19 protein-coding genes and 1 tRNA gene are annotated in these 26,126 nt (G+C 66.8%); 7 read left to right on the forward strand and 13 right to left on the reverse strand.

Translation table 11 applies throughout. The features are described 5' to 3' along the window. The first annotated feature begins 159 nt into the window (after positions 1–159). The 4 genes from HXX10_RS00005 (at position 160) to HXX10_RS00020 (ending at position 6,035) form a co-directional block, all read left to right on the forward strand. Positions 160–236: transfer RNA gene (locus HXX10_RS00005), tRNA-Met, on the forward strand. Positions 237–752: 516 nt separating this feature from the next. Next, positions 753–2,960: a DNA methyltransferase gene (locus HXX10_RS00010; protein WP_296519286.1), complete on the forward strand. Its 2,208-nt coding sequence runs from the start codon at positions 753–755 to the stop codon at positions 2,958–2,960. After that, entirely contained in the window at positions 2,957–5,431 is a 2,475-nt protein-coding gene (locus tag HXX10_RS00015) for a DEAD/DEAH box helicase family protein (protein ID WP_296519287.1), read from the forward strand. The genes HXX10_RS00010 and HXX10_RS00015 overlap by 4 nt, the downstream gene beginning before the upstream one ends. Before the next feature lie 241 nt (positions 5,432–5,672). Next, the gene (locus HXX10_RS00020) at positions 5,673–6,035 is read left to right on the forward strand and encodes a hypothetical protein (protein WP_296519288.1); all 363 of its coding nucleotides are present in this window, start codon (positions 5,673–5,675) and stop codon (positions 6,033–6,035) included. 408 nt (positions 6,036–6,443) lie between these two features. Here HXX10_RS00020 and HXX10_RS00025 read toward each other — a convergent pair whose 3' ends face one another. Both HXX10_RS00025 and HXX10_RS00030 read right to left on the reverse strand, forming a co-directional pair. Continuing rightward, the gene (locus tag HXX10_RS00025) at positions 6,444–7,310 is read right to left on the reverse strand and encodes a class I SAM-dependent methyltransferase (RefSeq protein WP_296519289.1); all 867 of its coding nucleotides are present in this window, start codon (positions 7,308–7,310) and stop codon (positions 6,444–6,446) included. Positions 7,311–7,343: 33 nt separating this feature from the next. Further along, positions 7,344–8,291 carry a cytochrome c gene (locus HXX10_RS00030; RefSeq protein ID WP_296519290.1) on the reverse strand — a complete coding sequence of 316 codons (948 nt, stop codon included), beginning with the start codon at positions 8,289–8,291 and terminating at the stop codon, positions 7,344–7,346. A 107-nt stretch (positions 8,292–8,398) separates the two neighbouring features. Between HXX10_RS00030 and HXX10_RS00035 the strand changes: the two genes are divergently transcribed. Next, complete coding sequence (locus tag HXX10_RS00035) at positions 8,399–9,277, forward strand: LysR family transcriptional regulator (RefSeq protein WP_296519291.1); 879 nt, start codon at positions 8,399–8,401, stop codon at positions 9,275–9,277. Between the two features lie 195 nt (positions 9,278–9,472). On the opposite strand, the gene HXX10_RS00040 is transcribed toward HXX10_RS00035, so the two are convergent. From HXX10_RS00040 to HXX10_RS00050, 3 genes are all read right to left on the reverse strand, one after another. Next, a complete protein-coding gene (locus tag HXX10_RS00040; protein ID WP_296519292.1) occupies positions 9,473–10,432 on the reverse strand; it encodes a DUF2778 domain-containing protein in 960 nt (319 codons plus the stop codon). Between the two features lie 244 nt (positions 10,433–10,676). Continuing rightward, positions 10,677–12,230, reverse strand: a complete 1,554-nt coding sequence (locus tag HXX10_RS00045) for a UxaA family hydrolase (RefSeq protein ID WP_296519293.1) — start codon at positions 12,228–12,230, stop codon at positions 10,677–10,679. 68 nt (positions 12,231–12,298) lie between these two features. Further along, on the reverse strand, positions 12,299–12,973 hold the full coding sequence (locus HXX10_RS00050; RefSeq protein WP_296519294.1) for a GntR family transcriptional regulator: 675 nt from the start codon (positions 12,971–12,973) through the stop codon (positions 12,299–12,301). A gap of 365 nt (positions 12,974–13,338) precedes the next feature. On the opposite strand from HXX10_RS00050, the gene HXX10_RS00055 reads away from it, so the two are divergent. Both HXX10_RS00055 and HXX10_RS00060 read left to right on the forward strand, forming a co-directional pair. Beyond that, positions 13,339–14,280: a tripartite tricarboxylate transporter substrate-binding protein gene (locus tag HXX10_RS00055; protein WP_296519295.1), complete on the forward strand. Its 942-nt coding sequence runs from the start codon at positions 13,339–13,341 to the stop codon at positions 14,278–14,280. Between the two features lie 327 nt (positions 14,281–14,607). Continuing rightward, the gene (locus HXX10_RS00060) at positions 14,608–15,408 is read left to right on the forward strand and encodes an outer membrane beta-barrel protein (protein ID WP_296519296.1); all 801 of its coding nucleotides are present in this window, start codon (positions 14,608–14,610) and stop codon (positions 15,406–15,408) included. A 129-nt stretch (positions 15,409–15,537) separates the two neighbouring features. Here the strand turns inward: HXX10_RS00060 and HXX10_RS00065 are convergent, their stop codons facing one another. The 8 genes from HXX10_RS00065 to HXX10_RS00100 form a co-directional block, all read right to left on the reverse strand. After that, on the reverse strand, positions 15,538–16,995 hold the full coding sequence (locus HXX10_RS00065) for an AMP-binding protein (protein WP_296519297.1): 1,458 nt from the start codon (positions 16,993–16,995) through the stop codon (positions 15,538–15,540). A 30-nt stretch (positions 16,996–17,025) separates the two neighbouring features. After that, complete coding sequence (locus HXX10_RS00070) at positions 17,026–17,826, reverse strand: hypothetical protein (RefSeq protein ID WP_296519298.1); 801 nt, start codon at positions 17,824–17,826, stop codon at positions 17,026–17,028. 20 nt (positions 17,827–17,846) lie between these two features. After that, entirely contained in the window at positions 17,847–19,154 is a 1,308-nt protein-coding gene (locus HXX10_RS00075; RefSeq protein WP_296519299.1) for a hypothetical protein, read from the reverse strand. After that, a complete protein-coding gene (locus HXX10_RS00080; protein ID WP_296519300.1) occupies positions 19,151–20,242 on the reverse strand; it encodes a DUF3419 family protein in 1,092 nt (363 codons plus the stop codon). Before HXX10_RS00080 ends, HXX10_RS00075 begins: the two co-directional genes overlap by 4 nt. Next, positions 20,235–22,841 carry a PEP/pyruvate-binding domain-containing protein gene (locus HXX10_RS00085; RefSeq protein ID WP_296519301.1) on the reverse strand — a complete coding sequence of 869 codons (2,607 nt, stop codon included), beginning with the start codon at positions 22,839–22,841 and terminating at the stop codon, positions 20,235–20,237. The genes HXX10_RS00080 and HXX10_RS00085 overlap by 8 nt, the downstream gene beginning before the upstream one ends. Positions 22,842–22,843: 2 nt before the next feature. Continuing rightward, positions 22,844–23,779: a UbiA family prenyltransferase gene (locus tag HXX10_RS00090; protein WP_296519302.1), complete on the reverse strand. Its 936-nt coding sequence runs from the start codon at positions 23,777–23,779 to the stop codon at positions 22,844–22,846. Beyond that, positions 23,779–25,050 carry a hypothetical protein gene (locus HXX10_RS00095; protein WP_296519303.1) on the reverse strand — a complete coding sequence of 424 codons (1,272 nt, stop codon included), beginning with the start codon at positions 25,048–25,050 and terminating at the stop codon, positions 23,779–23,781. The genes HXX10_RS00090 and HXX10_RS00095 overlap by 1 nt, the downstream gene beginning before the upstream one ends. Before the next feature lie 141 nt (positions 25,051–25,191). After that, on the reverse strand, positions 25,192–26,073 hold the full coding sequence (locus tag HXX10_RS00100) for a GntR family transcriptional regulator (protein ID WP_296519304.1): 882 nt from the start codon (positions 26,071–26,073) through the stop codon (positions 25,192–25,194). Positions 26,074–26,126: the final 53 nt, after the last annotated feature.

Genomic DNA, 26,126 nt, shown 5'->3' on the forward strand with positions numbered 1-26,126 from the left:
GCCGCGGTCCACATCGCCGCGACCGTCTGCTACTGGTTATGAGTCCGGACCCTAAATCATTGCCCGACCGGGGCTGGCGTCCGGTCCGGACGATGTGCTATGGAGCCGTCCCCGATGCCTCGCACGAGGCGCGGGACGGCCGGCCATATCGGCTGTCGGGGCGGAGTAGCTCAGCTGGTTAGAGCAGCGGAATCATAATCCGCGTGTCGGGGGTTCGAGTCCCTCCTCCGCTACCATTAACGAAATCAATGACTTAGCCAGTTTCGACCCGCTACCATCGATCCCCCACGCTGAAGTGCGCATGACCGATTGGCTAATCCTGCGGGAGCCTCGAGATAGAATAGCCCCGCGGCTGGCGGCTCGGCGACTGGCTTCGGGAGACCTCCGGCATCGCGATCGAAACGAGGGCGACGGCGGCGAGTTTGTGCATTAAATGCACTGTCACCGTAATCCCTTGGAGTCCTTTCGGTTAGGATCATCCGCGATATCGAAGGCGACCTGAAATGCTGCGTGCGCATGCGAACCAGGTTATATCGTTCGGCAGCGTCGATCTCGACCTGTCTGCGCGTGAACCCACAACACACATGGCAACGAGGGCTGCGGTGTCAAGGTGATAGAATAGATCCGTGACGACACAGCGGGGGCTTGTGATCAAAATGCACAATAAAAGCCAATAAAAACGCGACGTGTACCGAGTATAAAGTAGTTAAGCACAACCAGTCGACATCCCGCTCAACGAGTCAATAAACCCTATGGCCAGAATTGAAGAGCTCGTGGCTCAAATCGGCAACGAGCATCTCCGCAAGGAGATCGCTGCTGAGGTTCGCGAGCTAAAGCGATCCAAGAAGTTCGGTCTCGTTTTCGAGGAACATCTCCCCGAGACCGTCCGCCTCCCGAACCTTCCAATTGGCGAGGGCGATCTCGTTGCCCGAAAGCGGGAGCGCGGGAACCAGCTCTGGCACATCAAGGGCATCCGGCGCGGTATTGCCACACTGGAAAGCGCCGTCGAAGGTCCATCACCCGTCACGCAGGAAGCCCCGGTTTCCGACCTCGTTGCGGTTCGCCGGTTCGGCGATCCGATCTATCCGATGCTGACGCCCATTGATCGCGTGGGACGTGGCGGACCCGAGAAGCCGTGGCACACACTGATCAACGCGGAAAATTACCACGCGTTACAGCTTCTCCTCTACTGCTACGAGCGCCAAGTCGATGTCATCTACATCGACCCGCCCTATAATTCCGGTGCGCGCGACTGGAAATACAACAACGATTATGTCGATCAGGCAGACTCGTTCCGCCATTCTAAATGGCTCGCAATGATGAAAAAAAGGCTGCTTTTGGCGAAGCGGCTTCTGAAATCGGACGGCGTTCTAATAATCACGATCGACGAAAATGAGCTTCACCATCTAGGCATGCTTCTTGAAGACGTCATTGGAAGCCACCTTCGGCGAATGGTGACGATAGTTATTAATCCAAAGGGGGCGGGCCGCTATAACTTCGCCCGGATGGAAGAGCATGCGGTCTTTTGCATTCCGAGTAGCAATCAGTCGGTCGTCAACGCCAATTTTCTTCGGGACCTGGCCCGGATCGGTGTCACCGAGGAAGTGATCGCTGAGGAGCAAGACGAGGACCAGGAGGAGGAGGAAGACGAGGACGAGGACGAGGGGACGAGCGAGGCCGACGACAAGAGCACGGAAGTCGAGATCTCGGCTTTGCGTGCCGATCTTCCCTTCCCTCCCGAGGACATCGAACTCTGGACCCTTCGCCACGCGCGTCGACGTGGCAATCAGTCGAGTTACCGGCATCAGCGTTGGCGGCAATTCTACCCGATCTTCATCGACCCTGAGACTAGGACGGTGAAGGATGTTGGAGATCCGATACCCCTTGGCCAAGATCCTAGCTTCGCCAACAGGAATGGCTACACCGCGATTTGGCCAATTGATGCTGATGGAAATCAACGGTGCTGGCGGTTTAGTTCGCCTTCAATGCGAGCGGCGCTTTCTGAAAAGCGCGTAGCTGTTGGTCGGAAAAACCAGGTTACGGGAAGTTGGACGATAAATGTTTGGTATAGAAAAACCAACACTAAGCTGGTGAAAACAGTCTGGTGGCATTCGCGCCATGACGCAGGCACACATGGCACATCAATGCTTCACCAACTTCTTGGTCGACGCGACGCCTTTCCCTTTGCCAAGTCCCTATATGCCGTTCGCGACACGTTGTTGACCGTGATCGGCGACCGGCCGAACGCTCTAGTGCTGGATTTCTTTGCCGGCTCCGGCACCACCTTGCACGCGACCGCTCTCATTAATGCGCAGCTTGGCGGCTTCCGCCGCTGTATCCTGGTATCAAACAACGAGCCCGGCGAGGTAGTCGCGACGCGACTCATGAAGCAGGGTCACTTCCCTGGAGATCCGGAGTTTGAACGGGTCGGCATTTGCCAGAGTGTCACTTGGCCTCGATGCAAAGCGGCTGTTACCGGCACCCGGCCAGACGGTACAGCTCTGCCGGGTGCTTATCTCGATATTGAGGGCCACGCCAAGCAGCTTCGCATTGTGGGCGGCTTCGAGGAGAACGTCGAATACTTCCGGCTCGATTTCATCAATCCGGACGACGTGGCGCGCGGGGAAGCGTTCAAGGCAATCCTTCCGATCTTGTGGATGATGGCTGGGGCGACAGGGGAACGCGCGGATTCCAAGGGCACCAGCTCATGGTTTATCCCGAAGCACTCCCCCTTTGCCGTGCTCATCAAGGAGAAGAAATTCCGGGAGTTCAGGGAGAAGCTCCGAGAGAGGCCCGACATCAACATGGTGTTCCTGGTGACAGACAGCGACGAGAACTTTGCGCTGATGCGGCGAGCCATCGGCGTGCGCTACACATGTTTTCAGCTATACAAGAGCTATCTCGAAAACTTCCGCCTCAACAGCCAAAACTCCTTCGCACCTGAGGCGCCGAAGTCATGAGATACGAACTCAAGACGTTCCAGACCGAGGCCGCCCGAAGCATCCTCAACAAACTTGCCCAGGCCCGTCCGGGTGTGACGGAAGGCGAGTTGGAGGCGATCACTCTCAGCGCGCCTACAGGCTCTGGGAAAACCATAACTGTAGCGGCCGTGATCGATTGGTTGTTCGGCGGTGCTGACGGCATCGTAGCGCGCCCTCAAACAACCTTCCTGTGGCTATCGGACTCGCCCGAACTCAACGCGCAGAGCAAGGCCAAGCTCATGGCCGCGTGCGACAATGTCCCGTTCCACAAACTCATCACAGTGGACAGCGAGAGCTTCAACGAACTCCGCTTGCAGCCGGGGCATGTGTATTTCATCAATACGCAGTTGCTCGGCCGCGACAAGATTTTGACCAAGCAGGGAGACCGCAAAAACGTCACTTTCTGGCAAACGATCGCCAACACTGTCGCCGCCGCTCCCCAGGATTTCGTGGTGATCATCGACGAGGCGCATCGCGGCGCCGGCGTTGCCGAGCGTCAGCGAAAGCCGATCATGCAGAAATTCATCACTGGGTCCGACGAGGACGGGTTGCTGCCAGTTCCCCTGGTTCTCGGCATGAGTGCCACTCCGCAGCGGTTCACCGAGCTTCTCGGGAATACCAGCCGCACGCAGCGGCCCGTCTCGATCCCGCCGGATGCCGTGCAGCGGAGCGGGTTACTAAAGGATCTGATCGTCGTAACTTCCCCTGCAGCGGCGGCGCAAAGCGACCTGACGCTTCTTGAAAATGCGGCGGCACGCTGGAAGGATTTTCGTAACAGGTGGGCTGCCTATTGCACGCGGGAACGCGAGAAGGAACTAGTAAGTCCGGTTTTGGTTGTTCAGGTGGTAGATGGGGGCGACAATATTCTCACCCGCACCCCGCTGGATGACGTGGTGCGGGTCATTGAGCGTCAGATCGGCCAACTCGGGCCGCATGAAATTGTACACTGCTTCCAAAACCGAGAGGATATCCAGTATAGCGGCCGGATCATCCGCCGGATGGATGCCTCCCGGATTCAGGGTGCCGCAGACGTTAAGGTGGTCTTCTTCAAGACGGCTCTGACGACGGGCTGGGACTGCCCACGCGCTGAAGTGATGATGAGCTTTCGCCGCGCGCAGGACCCGACCAGCATTGCCCAGCTTGTCGGACGCATGATTCGCACGCCTCTCGCGCGGCGAATCGAAAGCGATGAGGTTCTCAACACGGTTGAGCTCTTCCTCCCGCATTACGATTCCCAGACACTTGAGGATGTCCTTGCCCGGTTGCGCAGTCCGGATGAGCACGACGGCACGCCGAGCAATGTCACAACGAAGGCCGTGGAGTATCCCCGCAATCCGGCGTTCGAGGCCGTGTTCAGCCATCTGGCGATGCTCAAGAACTACAGCATCGCCCGTGCCCCAAAAATGAGCGAGATCAAGCGCGCCCTTCGCCTTGCTGGATTACTGGTTCACGATGGTCTCGACGAGGACGCGGATGAGCGGCTTCGTTCCGAGTTCGCTGAGGCACTGAAGAGCCTCAGGGATGATTACGCCACAAGTGATCCGGGTTGGGATCGGACGGTCCGCGAGGGCGGCGAGATTGACGTGGACGTGACTGCCGTCGAGATCGGCGCGATGAACGTGACCGGTCACCGAACGGCCAGAATGGTTCTGTCCGCCGAGAACATCGAGCAGCTTTTCGACGAAGCGGGCCGCGTTCTGGCGGCTGGCGAGGGACTGCATCGGACCTATTGGAAGCGATATCACGACCGGGCGAAGCCTAACGAGGCTAAGCTTGAGCTCTTTGCCATACTCCAGAAAGAGCAGACCGATGGGACCATGAAACGCCTTGCACGGATGGCTTTCGATACGATGTGGGAGGCCAATAAGCAGGCTATCAACAGGCTGCCAGCCTCGCAGCGCGCTCGCTATAAACATCTCATTCAGACAAGCGGGAAAGCGGAAGCGCAGGACTGGGAATTGCCGGATGTCATCGTCGAGATGCCGGGCTCGGCCGTGTGGACCAAGCACCTCTTCGCGGACGGCAAGGGTGAGTTTTCCGCGACCCTAAACACGTGGGAGGCCGGTTTTCTGGCATGGGCGATGAGGCAAGAGGGGTTTGTCTGCTGGCTTCGGAACCTGCCGCGCCGGGATTGGGCTTTTTGTGTGCCGTATGAGCATGGCGGCGAGAAGCCCTTCTATCCGGATTTCGTCATCGTTCGTCAGATTGGAGCTTCCTATCTGGTCGATTTGCTCGAGCCGCACGACGACAGCCGTTTGGACACATGGGCCAAGACAAAGGGGTTGGCGAAATTTGCCGAGGAGCATCACCTCGAATTTGGGCGCCTCATGGTCGGCCGCAAAAAAGATGGCACGATTCAGTTGGTAGATGTCTCAAACGCTAGAACGCGGGCACAGGCTTTGCGAATGGCATCGCCTGCGGATCTGGAGGCACTATTTAGCGCAGCATGACGTTATTCAATCGTAGACATAGTCTATGCGGGCACGCTGCGACATTGCCGCGACCTTGCTGACGGCGCCGGTTGCCGAGGCCCTCGCCCTGCAGCACCCGCTGGCCGACGACGCGCTCCGGATCGTCGCGACGCGGGCGAACAGAAGGACGAGGCACCGGCGCCGTGATCGGAGCGCGACGACGTTGGCTAGCCCGGCGCGGCGGCCTAGGATCGACGCCCGCAACTCCGAGTCGACCGCAATGGGTGTCCGCGACCGCATCCCGCGCATGAAAGCGCGTGCCTTCGACCTCGCCGAGGACCGGGCGCGGCAAGAGTGGGCGCGCGCCGTCGTCGGCCGCTGGAACGCCGGGCTCGCCAGTGACGAGTTGCCGCTGTGGTCGCCTAGCCTCCGGGCCGCGCTGCTCGCCGGCATGCCCTTCCTCGAAGTGCTGTGCCCAGCCTGCGTCACCATCGGCGCCGTCGACCTCCGGCGCGTCGACCGACACCCCGAGGCGGCGGTCGCCAGCCTCGTCTTCGGCCTCACCTGTTCGCGGTGCGGACCGTCCGCCCCGATGCCGCGGCTGGTCGGCCTGCATGCGCTGCCGGCTTCGCGGCGGGCTTGAGGGGCTGGTGGCTAGATTCTGACGCTTGATACACGTTTCGCGGTCCCGCAGCCCGAGAGGCCAGGCCCGTTTCGGTTTAGGCGACCCTGCAACAGAATGGGAACGGACGGTGGGGGGATCGGATGTAGCGGACCTCCGCTACCATCAATAAATCAATCACTTGGCGGATTCTTGGGCCCACTGCCGTCGATCCGGCTGCTTGCCGCCCTTGGCCCGCCACGCCACTGAGCGCCGGCGGCGCGTTCCGAGCCGCTGTTGTGCGGCGACCGAGCGGCGAGGGACCGCACCGAAGCGGGGCAGCCGCACCCGACGGGCGTGCCGCCCTGACGGCCTGCCGCCGGACCGGGGTGAAAAGAGCCCCGTGAAGCAAGCTGCAGTCCGGGTCTGCCCCGAAGCGGATCTCCGCGGCTACGGTCGGCGCCCGATTGTCAGCAGCAATTCGTTCGGACCCTCCCATCCGTCGGGTGTGGCGAAGGCGTCGAGCCTGTCCTCGATCTCCGCCCAGGCGGCCCGTTTGCGGGACTCGTCCAGCCGGTCGAGGATTTGCAGGATTGGGCTGGCCGACATGCGGATGAAATCGAGATAGTCGCCGACGCACGGCAGCCGGAACGGGGCATTGAGCCGCGTGGTGGCAACCAGGGAAAATCCGGCTTGACGAAACAGCGCGTCAGTCAGTCCCGCCTTGCCGAGGCTGAGCAGACCGCCGGGCTGGTCGGGGTCGCGCAATGGCAGGCCGGCATGCGCGAGAGCGACGGCCATGAGGATACTCACGCACGGGTTTTTCTCGGGAGTCGAGAACACCACGGTGCAGGCCCGGCCGCCCGGCTTCAGCAGGCGGAACATCTCGCCGAGTCCGCGCGCCGGATCCGGGAAGAACATCAGACCCAGTCGGCAGATCGCCGCATCGAAGTGGGCCGGCAGGCCGCCCAGATCTTCTCCATCGGCGGCCCGAGCCTCGACATTGCGGATGCCCGCGCGCCGCAGTCGATCGTCAGCCAGTGCCAGGATGGCCGGCGAGAGGTCGGTGGCCAGCACGAACCCGGTCGGGCCGACGCGCTCTGCAATGTCGAGCGTCTGATCGCCGGCACCGGCGGCCACGTCGAGCACGCGCATTCCCGGTCCGACCTCGGCCATGGCCAGCATGGCGTCCGTCGCGCCGCGCAGCCAGCCGCGGATGATGTTGCTCTGATCGCTCCACCCCTGGGCGGACCTGTCCCAATGCCCGCGCGTCGCGTCCTTGAACTGCCGTGGATCAAATGGTGATGCCGTATTCATGATGTTTTGCTCGGCCGGAGTGTCGGGTGGGCGCTATTCTGCGGGCGGTACCGTGCGAAGCCACGCCACGATCGCCTGCACGTCCTCTTCGTGAAGGCCGGCATACCAGGCGTACCCCATCGGAGGTTTCAGCACCCGTCCGTCCCATCCGAGTCCCTGGGTCATCGCGCGCTTGATGTCGGCATCGCTCCGCCCACCGATACCCTTGCTCGTGTGCGACGTGATGTTCGGAGCCGTCGACCCCTGCCAGTCGGCGGCGAAGCCCTGAACGAGGTCCGGCCCGAACTTGCGCCCGCCCTTGCCGAGGCCTGTCGCATAGTCGGAGATGCCGCGCGCCCAGGCGGAATGGCACTCCATGCAATGCCCGATGGTGACGAGATAGGCGCCGCGCTTCACCGGATCTCGCAGGCTGTCCTCGGAGAATCCAGCCTCGGCGTCCGGATAGGCGTCGCGGTGCACCGGAGCTTTGTATTCAGGGACACGCACGGCGTTGCGCACCGGCTTCACGGTGCGCAAATACGCGACGATGGCGTCGAGATCGCGGGGCAGCAGGGCCTTGTAAAAGCCTGCAGGCATCACGGCCGCAAGCGGTGCGCCCGGCAGCCGCGCATGCGCAGGGCGTGCTCCTGCCGTGAGCGCCTGCTTGATGTCGTCGTCGCTCCAGGCGCCGATGCCGGTCTCGGGATCGGGCGTGATGTTCGACGCGGTGACATTGAACGCCGGCGTCGTGAACGACAGCCCGCCACCGGCCAGTTCCTTCTCCTCGACGGCGCGGCCGTCGGCGGTCTTGGGCGTGTGGCAATTGGCGCAGGCCAGGATCGTGTTGACCAGATAGCTGCCGCGCTCGAGAAGCGTCTCGGCGCGACCGGGTCCGGGGCATGCGGCCGTCGCGGCGATGACCACCGCGACGAGCATCGACGCTGCCCGGGGCTGGCCGCCTGTGGGCGACTCGAGGGCAATGGTCTCGATTGCTCGTTGCATGGGGGTGACGGCTCCTCGCCTTGCCTGTCGCGACGTGTACGCGACGGCGAGGGCATGCGGCAGCAGCGAGATTGCGGTCGGGGGCCTCGGAATTGCATAATCCCCGAATGTTGGATTGGGACGATCTCAAATACTTGCTCGCGGTCGCTCGCCATGGCAGCACGATCGCCGCCGGAAAGGCGCTTCGCACCAGCCAGTCGACGGTGTCACGCCGGCTGGCCGATCTGGAGAAGACGATCGGGCACAAGCTGGTGATGCGGACGGCCACCGGATATCGCCTGACCGACACCGGACAGCAGTTGCGGCCGTTCGCGGAACGGGTCGAAGCCGCGGTCGAGGATTTCCAGCGGCAGATCGGCCAGCGCGATCGGCCCGGGATCATCCGGGTGACCTGCCCCGAACCGATCGTGCAGCGCATGATGCCGCTGATCGATCGATTCCACGCGCGTCACCCGATGCTTCGCGTCGAGTTTGTCATGAGCGACCGCTATCTCGACTTGGCCAAGGGCGAAGCCGACGTGTCCTTTCGGTCCGGCGATACGGATGACGAACTGGTCGGCCGGAAGATCGCCGATTCGATCTGGGCCGTTTATGCGAGCCGCGAATACATCCTTCGTCACGGCAGACCGGAGAGTGTCGCCGAGATGTCGCGCCATGCGCTCGTATGTCTGGACGAGACGATGAGCAAGCATCGGGTGGCGCAGTGGCTGACACAGGTTGCGCCGGATGCGCGCATCGCGGCCCGCAACAACAGCGTTCTCGGACTGATGTACGGGGTGAAGTCGGGTGTCGGCATCGGTCCGCTGCCGACCGCAATCGCGGACGGAGAGCCGGATCTCGTCCGGGTGCTCGGGCCGATCCCGGAATTGGCCAGGAGCTGGCGTCTGCTCACGCATCCCGATCTGCGCCGGACGCCGCCTGTTGCCGCGTTCTTCGATTTCATGGCGACCGAGCGCGATGCGCTCAAGTCGATCCTCACAGGTTGAGGGAAATCGGGCGAGTGTCCGGGCTCGGCCCTGATCACGTCCCGTGGGGTGGTGTAGCCGGCGGCCTGTCACCGCTGGTGCCGGCGTTGGCCGGGCAGGTCAGGCTGCGGCGCGCACGCCTGCCGCCCAATGCTCGCGATCAGGGGCGTCCCGAGACACCGAAAGCCTGAGAGCCGTCGCCCGAACCGGCGTGCCTCACTGCCCGGCGGAGGCGTAACGATCGCTGCCGTCGTCGCGCGCGAACAGCTTCTTGACCGTGTCGGTCAGCCACCCCGAACCGGAAGCGACCTTGGGGCCGGGCGGGCTGTCGAGGCGATCGACCACCACCATGCGGGTGACCTCGCCCCTCTGGAACGCCGCCAGGAAGGCCGGATAGTCGTTGAACGACACGCAGCCGTTCGAATCGCCGTTCGGGCCGAGCATGTAGGAGTGCGCCAGGATGCCGGCGCGGCCGTGCATCTTGCTGTGGTCGACCGGGTTGAGGCGGATGGCGCGAACCCCGTGAAAAAGCTGCTCGCGCATCGTGAGCTTGTAGACGTTCGGCGGCGTTGCACCATGCATCCGCACATGCACATGGCGCGGATCGTCCATCAGGCTGCCGAGGCCGGAATGGGCCTCGAGCTTGCGCCCGTTCGGCAGATACACGACGCGGGCCGAGATGTCGTAGATCGCGGTGCGGCCGTCGTCCTCCTCCGGGACGGCGACGGGGTCCGGGCGCGCCTGTCCAGGACGGATGTGCTTCTTGGGCGCCGCCGCGGTCGTGGCTGGTGCTGCGTCCGGCAGCCGGCCCATCGGACGGGCGGCCTTCTGGACGTTTCGATCCGACGGCAGCCTGACGCTGCCGGTGATGCCCCGTGGGCGGGATCCGAAACGGTCTTCGAAGCCGGCCGCGGGCTCGTCGAGCGAGCCGAAGCGTTCATGGAAGGATGCGGTCTGCCAGGTGGCCGGGGAGTCGCCCTGGAGATCCTGCGTCTCGAGCCCGATCTGCGGGTCGAGGCTCGCCACGCGGACACCGAGCGGGGATGCGCCGATCGGCGCGCGCAGCCGGAAGATGTCCGGGTGGATGGTCCCGAAAACCGAGAGGCGCGGCTCGGCGCCCAACCCGGCGTCGGCCGGAGTCGCCTGCGTCACCACCGATTTGAGGACGAACCCCATGGCCAGCGCCGCGATCCCGATGGGAATCGCGCGAACTCCAACACGAACCAATGCTTCCCCCACCCGTATTCGCCACCCGTGGTGAGGTCTCCACCGGCGACACGCGTCCCCCGACGCACCGTCACACTAAGCCTGCCGAATGCGGCAAGGTTGAGTCGTCCGGAGGGTCGTTTGCGGACCTTGGGGTTCCTGCGTATCAACCAAAGGTTGCCGCGCCGCTTCTTCGCCCCGTCAGTTCAGGTTCTCAGTTGAAGACCCCGGCCTGCCAGGGCACGAACTCGTTGTCGCCGACACCCAGCAGCTCGCTTTTGGTCCTCTGGCCCGAGGCGACCCGCAGGAACTGCTCGAAGATCGTCCGGCCCATCGACTCGATGGACTCCGAGCCGTCCAGGATCGTGCCGCAGTTGATGTCCATGTCGTCCGCGAGACGCGTGAACATCGGCGTGTTGGTGGCGAGCTTGACGGTCGGGGCCGGCACCGAGCCGAAGCACGAGCCGCGGCCGGTCGTGAAGGCGATCAGGTTGGCGCCGCCCGCCACCTGGCCGGTCACCGAGATCGGATCGAAGCTCGGCGTGTCCATGAAGACCAGTCCGCTGGCCCGCACCGGCTCGGCATAGCGATAGACCGCCATCAGCGGACCGGTGCCGCCCTTCATCGACGAGCCGAGCGACTTCTCCAGGATGTTGGCGAGGCCGCCGGCGGCATTGCCCTGGGTCACCCGCCCGTTGATCTGGGTGTCGCGCCCGACCGAGTACTCCTCCTTCCACCACCGGATCCGATCGATGAGCTGCTCGCCGATCTCCCGCGAGGCGGCCCGCCGGGTCAGGATGTGCTCGACGCCGTAGATCTCGGCCGTCTCCGACAGGATGCCGGTGCCGCCGTGGCGCGCCAGGATGTCCACCGCGGCCCCGAGCGCCGGGTTTGCCGTGATCGACGAGAAGCCGTCCGATCCGCCACACTGCAGGCCGACGACGATGTGGCTGGCCGACACGGGCCGGCGGGTGATGCTGTTCACCTCGGGCAGCATCTCGCGGACCGCGGCAATGCCGGCCTCGATCGATTTTTTCGTGCCGCCCTGGTCCTGCATCACCAGGGCGTGCAGCAGCGGGCCTTCGGTGAGCCGCTCGTCGGCGAACAATTCGACGATCGGATTGCGCTCGCAGCCGAGCCCTACCACCACGGCGGCCGCCATGTTGGGATGGCGGATGTAGCCGCCGAGCGTCCGGCGGAGAATCGCCATCGGCTCGCCGGTCATTTCCATCGAGCAGCCGAGGCCGTGGGTGAGCGCGACGACGCCGTCGATGTTGGGGAACGCCGCCAGCCGCTCCGGCGTGAACCAGTCGGCGACCCGCTTGGCCACGGTGGCCGAGCAGTTCACCGTGGAGACGACCCCGATATAGTTGCGGGTGGCGACGCGGCCGTCCGGGCGGATAATCCCCTGGAAGGTCGCGCGCTCGGCCTCCGGCACCATGTCGACCGGGCAATAGTCGCGCCCATGCGCGTAGTCGCGTGAAAACTCCCGGAACGCGATGTTGTGGCTGTGGACATAGGTGCCGGCCGGGATGTCGGCGGCGGCGAAGCCGATCACCACATTGTACTTGAGGAACGGCTCGCCGGCCCGCACCGCGCGCAACGCGACCTTGTGGCCGGCCGGAACGTCGCTTGCCGTCACCGCATCGCCGGCTCCGATCGGCGTGCCGGCCGGAACGGCGCTGCGGGCGACCGCCACGTTGTCATCGGGGTGAAGCCGGATGAAGGGGCCGAACGTCTGCTTCTGCGACGTCTCGATGCGCGCCATGTCATGGGTCTCCGATCAGGGTGGCGCGCGGCGCGCCGCGGCTCGCGGCCGTGCAGAGAACGGCCTGCTCACGCGAGGCCCCGCCGCTTCAGCGCCGCGACATAGGCGGTCCGGGCCGGGATCAGGTGCCTGCGGCAGAGCGCGACCAGGCCGTCGCGGTCGCCGGCGCGCAGCGCCGCGATCATGGCCAGATGCTCGTCGCGTGCCTGGGCGAGCAGCGCCGGATCGGCCGCCGTGATGGAGCGGATGCCGTGCACCTTCTGCTCGAAGCCGCGAATGGCATCGGCGAGATGCGGATTGCCGCAGCTCGCGAACAGCATGTCGTGGAAGGCGATGTTGGCACGGAACGCTTTTCGCGGGTCGCCGGCCGCGACGGCGGCGGAATGCTGCGTCTGGATGTCCATCAGGCGCGCGATCAGGTCGGGCGCGGCCGGCAGCGGAATCTGCTCCGCGGCGAGCGTCTCCAGCACCTCCCGCACCGAATAGATCTGCTCGACATCGGCGGCGCCGAGCATGCGCACGACCGCGCCCTTGTTGGGCACACGATCCACCAGCCCGATGCGCTCGAGGGTCAGGATGGCGTCGCGGGCGACGTGCCGCTTGACGCTCCAGCGAAGCGCCACCTCCTCCTCGACGAGCCGTTCGCGGGGCAGCAGATAGCCCAGCACGATCTCCTCTTCGAGGATGTCCGCAAGGGGACGCTGCTGGTCCTTCTCGGCCGTCGCGGCAGGGGTGGACGTCATCAGAATCTCCGTCACCAAGATTGTTGACAATATTGGTGGGAAGTCAATACTGACCTCGCTGGGGGTTGCAGCATGGCTACGTCCTTCGGACGCAGGCGCATTCGCGCGGGGGCTGGCGACGCGATCGTCGGCGGCCTCGCCGAGGATGTCGCCGCTGCGCGCCGTGAGGCCGGCGGCCCTTTGGCTCGTTCCACCATCGGCATCGTCGATACCGACATCACGGCGTCGCGGACATAAGTCGCGGAACAGCGGCGCCTCGCTCGCGATCTCGACACGACCGGAGACCACCCCCAGGCACAGCGTTCCTGCAATTGCGCGAACAGTCGGAGGCTTTGATGTCCAGGCTTGCTTTCGCAGTACTTTGCATGTTGGCAGCGACGACCGCCACGGCGTTCGGCCAGGCCTATCCGTCGCGTCCGATCACCATCGTGGTTCCGTTCTCGGCCGGCGGACCGACCGACACCATCGCCCGCATCTTCGCCGAGCGCATGCGGGTGACGCTCGGCCAGCCCGTGATCGTCGAGAACACCACCGGGGCCGGCGGCTCGATCGGTGTCACCCGCGTGGTGCGGGCGACCGGCGACGGCTACACGTTCGGCATCGGCCATGTCGGCACGCATGTGATCAACGGGGCGATCTACAATCTGCCCTTCGATCTGGTGAAGGACCTCGAGCCGATCGCCGTCATCGCCTCCAACCCGCAGATCCTGGTCGGGCGAAAGACGCTGCCGGCCCAGAACCTGGCCGAGCTGCTGGTGTGGATGAAGGCCAACTCGGGCAAGATCACCTTCGGTACCTCGGGCGCCGGCACACCGTCGCATGTCAGCAGCCTGGCCCTGCAGAGCCGGCTCGGCGTGCAGGGGCAGATCATTCCGTATCGCGGCAGCGGGCCGGCCTTGCAGGACGTGATGGCCGGGCAGATCGACGTGCTGTTCGAGCAGGCGGCCAACGCCGTGCCGCAGGTGATGGGCGGCACCGTCCGGGCCTTCGCCGTGACCTCCAACGAGCGGCTGCCGGCGACCCCGCAGGTTCCGACCACCGACGAGGCCGGCCTGCCGGGCTTCTACATGTCGATCTGGCACGCCTTCTGGGCCCCGAAGGGCACCCCCAAGGAGGCGATCGCCAAGCTCGCCGCCGCCGTGCAGGCCGCCTTGAAGGAGCCGGAGACGAAGAGGCGTCTCGGCGAGCTCGGCCAGGCGATTCCGGACGCCTCGCTGCAGACCGCGGAGGGCCTCGGCGCCTACCACAAGGCGGAGATCGACAAGTGGTGGCCGCTGGTCAAGGCCGCCGACATCAAGATGGACTGACCAAGCACTTAGACGACGGTCGCGGCGTCCGACGGGGCCGCCGGTTTGCGGGCCTTGCGCCCGGCCGTCTCGTCTCTCGATTCGATGGTCGGGTGGCATGGGGCGGCCGGCTCGGGCGCATTGCGGGCGGCGCGTGCGCCGGCGGATCTGTCGCGGGCCTCGGTCGGGAGTAGGCCAATCGCCAAAGCGGAATAGTAGGGTTGGGTGGAGGGTTGGTGGCCCTGCAACCCGGGATCTTGGCGAGTGTGGCAAAAATACAACCAAAAGTTTGGCGGCTCGATTACATTAGGCCACACTTGGACGTGGGGAAATTCACAGGGGGGTCCCATGAAGAAGCTGCTGTTGGGAAGTGTGGCGTTACTGGCCTGTGCGACGGCGGCTTCGGCTGCGGACATGCCCGTGAAAGCGCCGCCCGTTGTCGTGCCGGTTCCGGTTGCGACCTGGACGGGCTGCTTTATCGGTGGCCACTTCGGCGGCGGTATCGCTCGCGCCGAGTCGACCAATGTGGGCGTGCTGAACAGCACCAGCTTCCCGTATGGCTCCTCGTACACCGAGGACAAGCTCGGCGTGATCGGCGGCGGCCAGATCGGTTGCGACTACCAGTTCGCGCCGAACTGGGTCATCGGCGCGGCGGCCGATTTCTCGTGGAGCGGCGTCGACGGTGACGCCACCGTCCTGAGCCCGATCGCCCCGGCCCGCATCGTGGCCTATCACACCGATCGTCTCGACTGGTTCACCACGGCGACGGCCCGCCTCGGCTGGACGTCGAACGACTTCATGCTCTACGTGAAGGGCGGCGCGGCCTGGACCCGAGACGTTACCTCGAGCGCGACCTATGTGGGAAACACGCTGTCGACGGCCTCCGGGTTCACCGAGAACCGTCAGGGCTGGGTGGTCGGCGCCGGTATCGAGCAGCGGTTCCTGCAGAACTGGTCGTTCACGCTCGAGTACAACTACCTCGACTTCGGCACCAAGACCGCAGATTCGTTGGTCTCCTTCAGCACCAGCACCCAGATTCCGGTCGGCAGCGTCCTGCAGCGCGACGTGGATCTGACGGCTCACCTCGTCAAGGTCGGTGTGAACTACCGCTTCAACTTCTTCGGCGCTCCGGTCGTGGCGCGGTACTGATCGGCCGCACCGACTACGAATGCCCCTCTGACATGGCCCCGGAGCTCGTCTCCGGGGCCATGGTTGTTTCGCTGTGCGGGTTTGCGACTCGCGAGGACCGGCCATCGGGTCCGTCGCGAACACCTTCGGCTACGCGTCCATCAGTCTGGTGAGGGCGGCGTAGTCCGGCTTCGACCGGTGTCGGCGGTCGAGCGGGATCGCGGCGAGCGGCCGCACCGCGATGCCGAGCGTCGCGAGCCGGTTCGCAAAATCGTCGCCGAGCCGCGGCGCCGCCCCCTCGACGAACAGCACGACGCGATCCTGCACTGCCACCACGGCGGCGCCCGTGACGCCCGGCTGCAGGCGCGCCGCCGTCTCGATGGCGAAGGGGTGCAGGCCGGGACGTGACGCCGCCAGCCGCCCGAGCAGCCAGAGACGGCCTTGCTGGTCGAGCCGCCCGGCGTCGCCGGTGCGATGGAAGATGCGGCCGTCGCGGCGCAGCTTGGTGACGGCGTCCTGCGCGCGATCCATGTAGGTCTCGTTGACGTGCGGACCGGCGACCAGGATCTCGCCGTCCTCGATCAGCACGGTCGCCTCCGGCACCGGCGCGCCGACCGGCAGGCCGCCGCCGCGCGCCGCCTCCTGCCAGTCTGTTTCGGACAGCGCCTCGGCCTCGACGTGGCTGATCGGCTCCGCCTCGGTCGAGCCGTACACGATGGTGAGACCGGTACCGGGGTTTCTTGTCAGGAACGCGCGGGCGACGTCGGGATAGACCGGTCCGCCGCCGGTGAGCACGCGCCGCACCGGCGTGGTGAGTCCGTCTTGCGCAAGGCGTGCCGTGATCACGGGCGGCACCAGCAGGCGGGTGACGCCCATGGCCCGCGCCTGACGGGAGATGGTCTCGCCGCTCACCCTGTCGTGCCGGCGCAGGTCCCAGCCCGGCATCACCACCGTGGTGCCGTGGCCCAGGCAGGTGAGCACGAAGGCCGGGAAGGCGACCAGGTCGGTCTCGTGTTCGTCCTGCGGCGCGATCAGCGAGGCCAGCGCCTCGTGCTGGGCCAGCAGCAGGCCGTGGCTGCGCACCATGCCCTTGGGCTTGCCGGTCGTACCACTGGTGAACGAGATCAGCGCCGGATCGGCTGCCGCCACGGTGGGAGAGGGCGCCGCGTCGGCGTCACCGACCGAGCGGGGAGACAGGCCGAGCGGAATTTTTCGCGTTTCAGGAAACAGCCATGACAGCAGCCGGATCGGCCGGTCGGCCAGCAGCGCCTTCGGCGCGGCCGCGGCCGCGGCATGGCGGAACCCGGCGAGACCCATGGCCGCCTCGGGCAGCACTGCGACGGCGCCGAGTCGCCAAAGTGCCGCGAGCGATGCGTAGAGCGCGATGCCGGGCCACACGGCGACCAGCACGTGGTCGCCTTTGCCGATCCCCTTCGCCGCCCATGCGGCGGCGAGTTCTTCGGCGCGCTTCGATAGACCGGAATAGGTGATCGTGCTGCCGTCGCGCTCGACGATGGCAGTTCGGTCCGGATGCTCCGCCGTTCGCTGCGAAAAGTGGTCGAGCAGCGTCACGTTTCGGCATCCCGGCTCGTGTTTGATTGGCGTCATGGCGAGAATCGCTTCAAACCGAGCACGGTTTCAGAGACGCCTTCCCATCAGGGCGTAGCGGCGGATCGGCCGTCCGCCGAACTTCTTGCTCTGCGACGCCGAGGCGATGCCGTCGCGCATCAGCGCGTGAACGACCTCGGAGAAACCCGCCTCGGCCGCGGTGGCGTGGACGATGTCGGCCATCCGCCGGCCGATGCCCGGCAGCAGCCCCGCATAGGTCTTCAGCACCACGGCGCCTTGGCGGAGTGGATCCGGGAACGCCAGCGTGAAGCCGACCGGGCGGCCGCCGGCATCGCGTGCCGCCAGCACGAAGCGCGGATCCGCCTTGGCGAGGGCCGGCCGATAGGCGGCGACGAAATGCTCGCGTGGGATCGGCCGGAAGAAGGCCGTCCTGGCGAAGGCCGCCATGACGACCCCATGCGCGTCGGCGAGCAACATTTCAGAATCGCGGCCGTCCCACGCCGTCACGGTGACGTCCTGCGGGCCGACGGTCGTAAAACCGCGCGAGCCGGGCGCGGCGACGGCGGACGAATGCGTCTCGGCGATGTCGAAACCGGCCGCGAGATAGGCCTCGAGATCATACGGCCCGGTCTTCGGTTCACCGAAAAAGGCCGGGCTGCCGTCGCTCCAGATCACGACGCGATAGGAGCCCCAGGTGTCGCCCGCCATCGGCCCGACGATCGCCTCGAAGCCGCGGTGCCGGGCCTCGGCTTTCGCCTCGCTCAGATAGGCTTCCCCGGCGGCGGCGTCGGCAAAGACAGGGCTGGCGATCGCCGCGGTTCGGCGGCTGTTCCACGGCAGGGTTTCCGAGATCGCGATGTCCTGTGTCATCACCAAGACTCCTGACTGCGTCATCCGCCCCGACAGGCGATTGCGTAGGCGACTGCGGGAATCGCAAGCGCCAGCGCCGTGAACAGCGGGCCGCGGCGATAGGGCAGGATCGGCCGCCAGGCGGCGCCGAACGCACAGGCCGCGATGGTCAGCGCCGCCGTCACGGCCGCTTCGGCCCGCCCGGCCCACAGGATGTCGGCGCCGTCGCCCGAAATGATCCAGCGTTGCACCAGAAAGGTCGCCACCGAGATTGCGGCGGCGGCGGCGAGCCGTCGGTCGAGCGCCCTGGTCTGCAGGCACAGCACGGCGAGGCCGGCGAGCACGCCCGCAAACGTGATGGTGTAGAACTCGGTGCCGAGCTTTCCGGTGATGCCGGCCACCGTCAGCCAGAACACGCCGATCAGGCAGACGACGGCGACGAAGTCGAGATCGTCGAGCTCGGGGTTCTGGGCGTCGCGGCGCGAGAAGACGTGCGCGACGAAGGCGGCGACCGGCAGGATGGCGTGGCGTGGCGCCGTCATGCCGGCGGTGAGAAACAGGCACACGGCGGTCGAGCGCAGCGCATGCGGCGTCATGCCGACGAAGCGTGCGGAAAGCTGCGCCACCGCCATGGATCCGACGAAGGCGGCGGCGAGCAGCGCCAGCAGCAGCGGGTCGGCGTCGCCGTTGAAGGTGAGGAGCGCGTGGATGCCGAGCGGCACGAAGATGTTGTCGAGCCCCTTCCACGACTCCGCCTCGACCTGCGCCGCGAAGGCCGCCACCACGGTCGCCAGCAGCACGGTGTTGAGGCGCGGTACGTCGGTCGCCGTGATCAGGATCGTCACCGCCACCATCCAGGTGACGACGAAGAAGACGGCCGTGCCCTCGATGCTCTTGATGCGGTCGCCGGAGCCAAAGCGGCGCCGGCCATAGGCGGTGCCGATCACGGCGGCGGCGGCGTCCGACAGCGTCAGCACGGCGATCGGCAGCACGTAGAGGGCAGGGCTCCCGGGTGCGCGCACGAACAGCACGGCGACCGACAGCAGGAACAAGAGGTCGCCCCACGAGCGCCGCTCGACCGAATGCACCGAGGCGCCGGCGCCGCGGCTGCCCCAGGGCGAGCGCAGGATCATGAGCGCGACCAGCGCCAGCGCGGCGAAGATGAAGAAAGAGGCGCGGTCGAGCACCAGCGGCAGCAGCATCGCGTGCACGCCGACGCCGACATGCACGAGCTTGCGCTGCGCCTCCGCCGGCCAGCCGAACTTGAGCCCGGCGATGCGCACGCCGTAGGCCATGCCGAACAGCGCTGCGACCGAGGCGATGGCAATCAGGATGCCGAGCGTCGTCACGTCACGTCCTCGATGACCAGATCGGCGTAGAAGAACGCCTTGTCGGCGGCGGCGAGCCGCGCTTCGAGCTCGGCGTTCCGGCGCACTGCGCTCGCGTGAACGGCCGGCACCCTGCGCGGTGCCATCATGTTCCAGTAGACCAGCCGCGCGCCGGGATTCGAAAGGCTCAGCAGCCGCCCGTAGCAGGCCGAAAACTCGTCCGCCGCCATATACTCGAACACATCCGACAGATTGAAACCGTCGAATTTTTGCGCCGCTTGGTCGTCGACGCGGCCGAGGCCGACGTCGAGACGATCGAGCCGCGCCCGGATGGTGGCAAAATGCTCCTCGCGCCAGGCGAGCGGCAGCGCGCCCGCGTGACGGCCGATCAGGATCCACTGCATGTACGGATTTTTCGACGGATCCTGGTCGACCGCGGCCTGCCGCACCTTTCGCCGCACCTGCGCCGGCAGGCTCCCCTCTGCATGAGCGAAGAAGGCGGGATCGCGGCCGAGCCGCCCCATCACAAAACGCGAGAAGAAAAGATTTGTTGCGAGCCGCCAGCGCCAGTTGTTCCAGTGCTCGGTGAAGAAGTTTTCGCGGTCTTCGCGAGAGCGCGGCACGAACACGCCCTCGACCGTCGCGGCGCCATGAATCAGTGGCAGGATGCGGCGCCGGAACACCGCAAAATAGTGCTCGAATTTTCCGACTCCGGCGAGACCGAGTATTTCGACCGCATCGAGCCGCGTCTGCCAGAACTCGCGCGCGGCGGGCGAGAGCGCCGGCAGCACGCGCTGCATCAGGGCGGTGCGGTCGATCGCGGGCGTCGGCTCCATCAGGGCGACGAACTCGGCCCAGGCCAGCGTGCGCATCGCCGCGATACGGACCGCGAGGCAGTGGAGCTGCGCCTCCGACAGGTCGCGCACCACGACGGTGCGGGGATCGAGCAGCAGCAGCGCCAGCGCGTTGTCGCCGGCCGAGCACACCGACAGGAAGGTGCGTCCGGGCGGGCCGGCGAGCGCGTCCACGAGAATATCGGCGTCCTCCCACACCTGCGCGTAGCGCACGATGTCGAAGCGCGCCTTTGATGCGATCCCTGTTTCAGGCATCGATCCGCCTCACGGTTCCGATCGAGCCGTCGACCTCGACCTCCTCGCCGGTGGTGAGCCAGGCGCAGGCGCCGGCGAGCGCGACCACGCATGGGATGCCGAGCTCGCGCGACACGATGGCAGAGTGCGACAGCACGCTGCCGCGCTCGACCACCACGGCGGCGGCGTTGACGAAATGCTGAATCCAGCCCGGATCGGTGTGGCGGGCGACCAGGATTTCGCCCGGCTGGAGCTGATCGGTCACCGGATCGCGGATGACGCGGACTTTTCCCCTCGCGCGACCGGACCCGCAAGGCGTGCCGCGGCGCTCTTTTTGCGCATCGATGCCGGGGGACACCGTGGCCGTCGTGCCGGCACGAATGCGCGCCGAGCGATCCCCCACGGCGCCGCGCAGAAGAATGCGCTCGGGTGGATCGGGCAGGGCGGCGTCGCGGGTGCGCTCAGCCTTGCGCAGCGCCACCAGCCCAGCGAGGTCGTGAGTCACGGCATGGCCCTCGGCGGCGCCCAAGACCTCGTCGACGGTGAGGCAGAACACGTCCGCGGCGTTTTCCACACGCCCTGTCGCGGCAAGCGCCGCGCCCATGGCGAGGAAGACGCGCCGGGCACGCCCGAAAATCCGGGTGCGCTCGAACCGCAAATTCTCGCGGTCGCGCACCCGCGCCTTGGTGTAGGCGAGCAGCGCCGAAGCGACGCGGCGCTTCACGGGCTTGTCGTGGAACAGAGCCGAGAGGGTGGTGTCCGGGGCCGGCGCCGTTCCCCCCACCCCCGACCCCTCCCCGCCACTCGCTTCGCTCGCGGGGGGAGGGGAGTCGAGGCGCTTCGGCTCCCCTCCCCCCATTCGCGTCAGCGAATGGCGGGGAGGGGTCGGGGGTGGGGGGCTCTTTCGGAAGCCCGTATCGTTCTTACGCGACGCCGCCAGCACGGCGGCGAGCAGGGGGGCGGGGTCGTCCGAGAGGGTGGGGGATTCGAGCTTCAGCTCGCCGATGCGGCGGTCGCCGAAGCGGTCGATGTAGGCGCGCAGTTGCGGCCCGAGCGCCGGATGCGCGAAGGCGGCAGCGACGTCGCCGGCCGTGATCTGATCACGCAGCGCCGGCCCGGCCTGCGCCAGCGCCTCGCCGGCGGCGCGGATCAGGCGTGCCGGCTCGGCCGAGACGATGTCGCCCTGGCCGATCATCACGTCGTTGTGGAGGGCGAGGCCGTTTGGGCCGGCCCAGCGCTCCATCAGGCGGCGGGAGCCGCCATAGGCCATCATGCACAGGAAGTCGTTGACGATCGGCGCGTCCCAGCGGTCGAGCAGCGCCGCCTCGATGCGGCGATACTCGGCGGCGAGCGCCGACAGCGGCTTTTGGGCGAGGTCGTCGGCGCTGCGGCCGGGCGGGACGCAGGCCGCCATGCGGCTCATGAAGCGCGCCCGCGTGACCGGCAGCAGCAGCGCCCCGCGAAAAAGGCCGAGGATCATGCGCAACGCCGCAAGAACGCCCGGCCGCGCCGTGTCGCCCACCGCCTCGTCGGGCAGCGGCTGCGACACGCCCATCATGGTCTCCATGCTGGCGCGGTTTTTTGTAAACAGCGGCAGCAGCGACAGGAGCCGGTACCAGCTCCCGAGATTGTAATACATGCGGCCGTCGACCAGCGTCAGCATCCCGGCGAGGTCGGCCGCGTGCGCATCGATGACGGTGCGCCGCACGCCGATCATCCCTAAGAACGCGCGGTAGACGCGGTCGTAGGCCATGGCGGCAAAGCTGAAGGTGAGCGGCGAGACGAGGCCCGGATAGCTCTCGACGATGTTGGAGTTGTCGAGCACGGTCAGCTTGGTCTCGGGCGTCCAGGCGGGCAGCAGCCGGCTGGTGATCGGCCGGTCCTGCAGGTGAAAGGGCCCGGCGCCGTCGGGACCAAAAGCCCATTCGATGTCCTGCGGCCGGGCTTTTCGCGCCTCGGCGCGCACGCACAGGGCGGCGACGGCCTTGGCCTGCGCATCGGTCAGGATCGCGTCGTCGGGGCTGTCCAGAATCTCCAGCGTCGCCTTGTCGAGCCGCCAGGTCTCGCCGTCCTGCTCGCCGGCGACCAGCCGGTCGCCGAGGCCTTGCACGGCCGAAATCACCACCCTGTCGGTGCGGCCCGACACCGGGTCGGCCCCGAAGGCGACACCCGCCGCGGACGCCGCCACCATGCCCTGGACGACCACGGCCGGCAGCTCGGCGCCGGTGAGCCCCTTGGCGGTGCGATAGTCGGCGACGCTGCCGGCGAGGCCGGATCTGATCACATGCACCACGGCCGTCGGCACGTCGTCCGCCGTCACGTCGAGCACGGTGAGAAACTGGCCGGCATGGGAGTCGGCGGCGCCGTCCTCCGAGCGCGCCGAGGAGCGCACGGCGAACCGCGTCAGCTTTTCGCGCACGAGGCCGGCGAGGCGCGTCTCGATCTCGGCGACCGCCTCCGGCGGCAGCGAGCCGTCCTCGCCCAGCGCCTCGGGGACGACGACGAAGAAGCCCGGCATCGGCACGCCGGCCGAAGAAGACTGCGCGAGGGCAAACCCCTTGCCGCCGGCGACGCCCGCGCCGGCCGCGATGATGTCCTGGATCGCCAGCGTAAAGGCCATGGTCAGATCCGGATGACGAACGGCAGCGTCGCGGCGAGCACGTAGCAGAGCAGGATCCAGATCCCCGACAGGGTCTCCAGCCGCTTCTGCGCCGCCGGCGTCGGGCTCGCCAGTAACGTGATCATGCTGCCGGCGATCGGCAGCGAGGCCGCCGCGCCGGCGATCACGAACCATTTGGTCATCGCCAGCACGTGCCCGTAGGCGATGAGCGCGAAGAATCCCAGAAGCCAGGCGCCGGCGAGCGCGGCGACGGCGGCCGAAATTCCCCAGGCCGACGTGTAGGTGTCGACGCCCGGCCGCTCGTTCACCGGCGCCCAGATTTTTCGGCTGAACTCGGCGACGCAGCCATTGGCGAGGCTCATCAGCAGGAAGGTCCACAGGCCGGTGGGCAGGCCGTGGCCGGCCGGCAGCCACTCGCAGCCGGTCAAAAACACGTCGATCAGCGGCATGATCGCCATGTGGGTGGCGAGATAGAGCGCCGGTGAGGCATGCAACAGCTTTGGGGCGAAGAACTCGACCGTCATCAGGCCGAGCCAAGCCCACACCATCAGCACCAGCAGCACCAGCCACGGATCGAACGCGAAGGCCGCTGCGAGGGCGACGAAGGACGACGCGATGCCGAGCCCGACGATCAGGCGCAGCGAGACCAGGCCGCGCGGGATCGGCCGCTCGGGCCGCCAGCGGGCGTCGGTGTCGGCGTCCTTCACCTCGTCGGCGACCCGCATCTGCCAGAAGAACACCAGCACGACGACAAAGGCCGTCGCGTAGGCCCAAAACTCCGGTACCGGCCGCCCGGCGAGATGCGCCGACGCCGTCACCGAGGAGGCCGAGAAGGCGAGCAGCAGGGGAATGGTGCGAGCGAGGGGGAAGCGCTCCGCCTGATAGATCCACAGCCGGCCGGCCAGGCTTTTCGGATCGGCTCCGGCGAGATCGGACATCAGTGTCTCCCGCGGGCGAGGCGCTTGTGGGCGGAGCCGAACTGGCCGCCCGCGACTGCCGCCGTGAGCGACAGCTCGCCGCACAGGCAGAGCGCGGCCGCGACCTCGGCGAGCGCCGGTGCGTGCCCGGTGCCGGCGAGCCCCATCACATCGAGTGCGGCGCGTTGCGACGGCAGGCCGGTGCCGCCGCCGACGGTGCCGACCAGAAGGTTCGGCAGCGTCACCGTCACCTTGAGGCCGATGTCGGAGGGCTCCATGCGGGTGTAGCCGACGGCGGATTCGGCCACGCAGGCCGCGTCCTGGCCGGTGGCCAGATAGAGCGCCGCGAGCGCGTTGGCATAGTGGGCCTGCGCGCCGATCTGGCCGGACAACAGCGAGCCCAGATTGGCGATGCGGCCGTATTCGAGAATGCGCGCAATGCCGACGCCGAGCACATCCTCGACCACGGCCGTCGGCAGGTCGACCTGGGCCGTCACCTTGCGGCCGCGCCCCTGCATGACGCCGAGGAACGAGGCTTTCTTGTCGCCCGAGTAGTTTCCTTCGAGGAACCAGGAGAGCGGCGCGATCGGGCACTGCGCCAGCGCGGCGCGGCAGAGCGCGTCGGTCGCGAACGTCACCATGTTCTGGCCGGCGGCGTCGCCGGTAAAATAGGTGCACAGCAGGAACACGACCTCGCCGTCGATCACCGGGTCGATCGAGACGAGCGCGCCGTGCCGGGTGGTTTCGTTCGCGGCCGCGGTGAGCAGCTCTGGATTGCCCGCCACCCAGTCGACGAAGCGGCCGGCATCGGCGATCGAGGCGAAGCGGAAGGCGGGCGTGCGCAGCACGCCGTCGGAGAGCGTCGTCGCGGCGATGCCGCCGGCCCGGTTGGCGGCGGTCGCGCCGCGCGCATAGGAGGCGACCAGCGCCGCCTCGGTGGTCGCCATCGGGATCAGAAAGTCGCCATGCGCGTTGAGGCCGTTCACCCGCAGCGGCCCGACGATGCCGACCGGCACCTTCACGGTGCCGATCATGCTCTCGATATTGGCGGAAAAGCTCTCGGCTGCGGCGATGGTCGCGTCGTCGGCGAGCGCCGCCTGGGCGGAGGGCGGAACGCCGGCGGCCACGAGCCGCGACCACAGCCGCGCGATCGTGCCGGCGGTCGTGCGCGGCACGATGCGGAACGGCGTCGGTGCGCCCGGACGGGAGTCCAGCCGTCCGGCCGCCTCGGCGACCGACATCATGGCGCGGATGCGCGCGATGAAGCGGGCGGTCTTTGGAGCGATCAGCACGCGGGTCCCCTTCTCGCGCCTGGCATCAGGATAGGGACGGGCGTCTTCTGGTCAATGCGATCCGGGGGACGTGGTTTATCCGCCGTCAAAACCCGAAAGGTTTTCAAATCGTGTATGCCGCCGGACCGGAAAGTTTCCAAGTCAACGATCCGGCTTCGGCAAAACCTTCTCGCGGCCGACCGAGTCCAGGTGACGCCGCATCAGCGCGGACGCCTCCTCGCGGTTATTCGCGAGCAGCAGGTCGACCAGCACGACATGCTCGCGGCAGCGCACCACGGCGTTCTTGCGATCGAGCGACTGCTTGTACTCGATCAGCCGTCGCAGCGTGTCGACCCGCTTCAGCGCATCGATGAAGAAGGTGTTGCGGCTGCAGGTGACGATGGCCTCGTGCAGGCGGCTGTTGAGATCGAACAAGGTGGCGTTCGAGACGGTCCAGATGTCGCCGTCGAGCAGGCGCTGCTGCTCGGCCCGGCAGGCGACGAGGGCGTCGCGGTCGAGCACGAAGCCCGGCTCGAGGATCGCGGCCGGCTCGATAGTCTGGCGGAACCGGTAGCTGTCCTCGTAGGCCTGCATCGAGGTCAGCACGGGCAGGAACTCCCAGCCGTGGCCGGGCAGCCGCGCGATCCAACCCTCGCCGGCGATGCGCCGGAGGATTTTGGTCAACTGAACACGCGTCAGTCGGTAGCGGCGGACCAGCGCGTTCTCGGTCACCCGCTCGGGCAGCGTGCCGTCCAGCCGGTCGCGGGCGATCCGGTAATAGGTCTCCTCGTCGCTCGGCGTCGGCGTCGCCCGCGGCTCCGAGGCGAGCTGCGGATCGAGCACCACGTAGCCGCCGCCGTCGGCGCCGCCGACCACGCCCTCGGCCTCCAACAGCCGCAGTGCATTGCGGACCGGCGACCGCGACACCCGGAGCTGCTCGGCGAGCTTGCGTTCCACCAGCCGCATGCCCTTCGGGACATTCGCGGTGCGGATGATGTCGGTGATCCGGGCCGCCAGTTGATGGGTGAGAACGGTCTGATTCATCGTCCGTTTCCGGTCGTGTGCGCCGCGATCCGCCGGCCCTCGATGCTAGCCGG

Source organism: Rhodoplanes sp. (assembly GCF_013377085.1).
In the GTDB taxonomy this organism is placed as follows: Bacteria; Pseudomonadota; Alphaproteobacteria; order Rhizobiales; family Xanthobacteraceae; genus Rhodoplanes.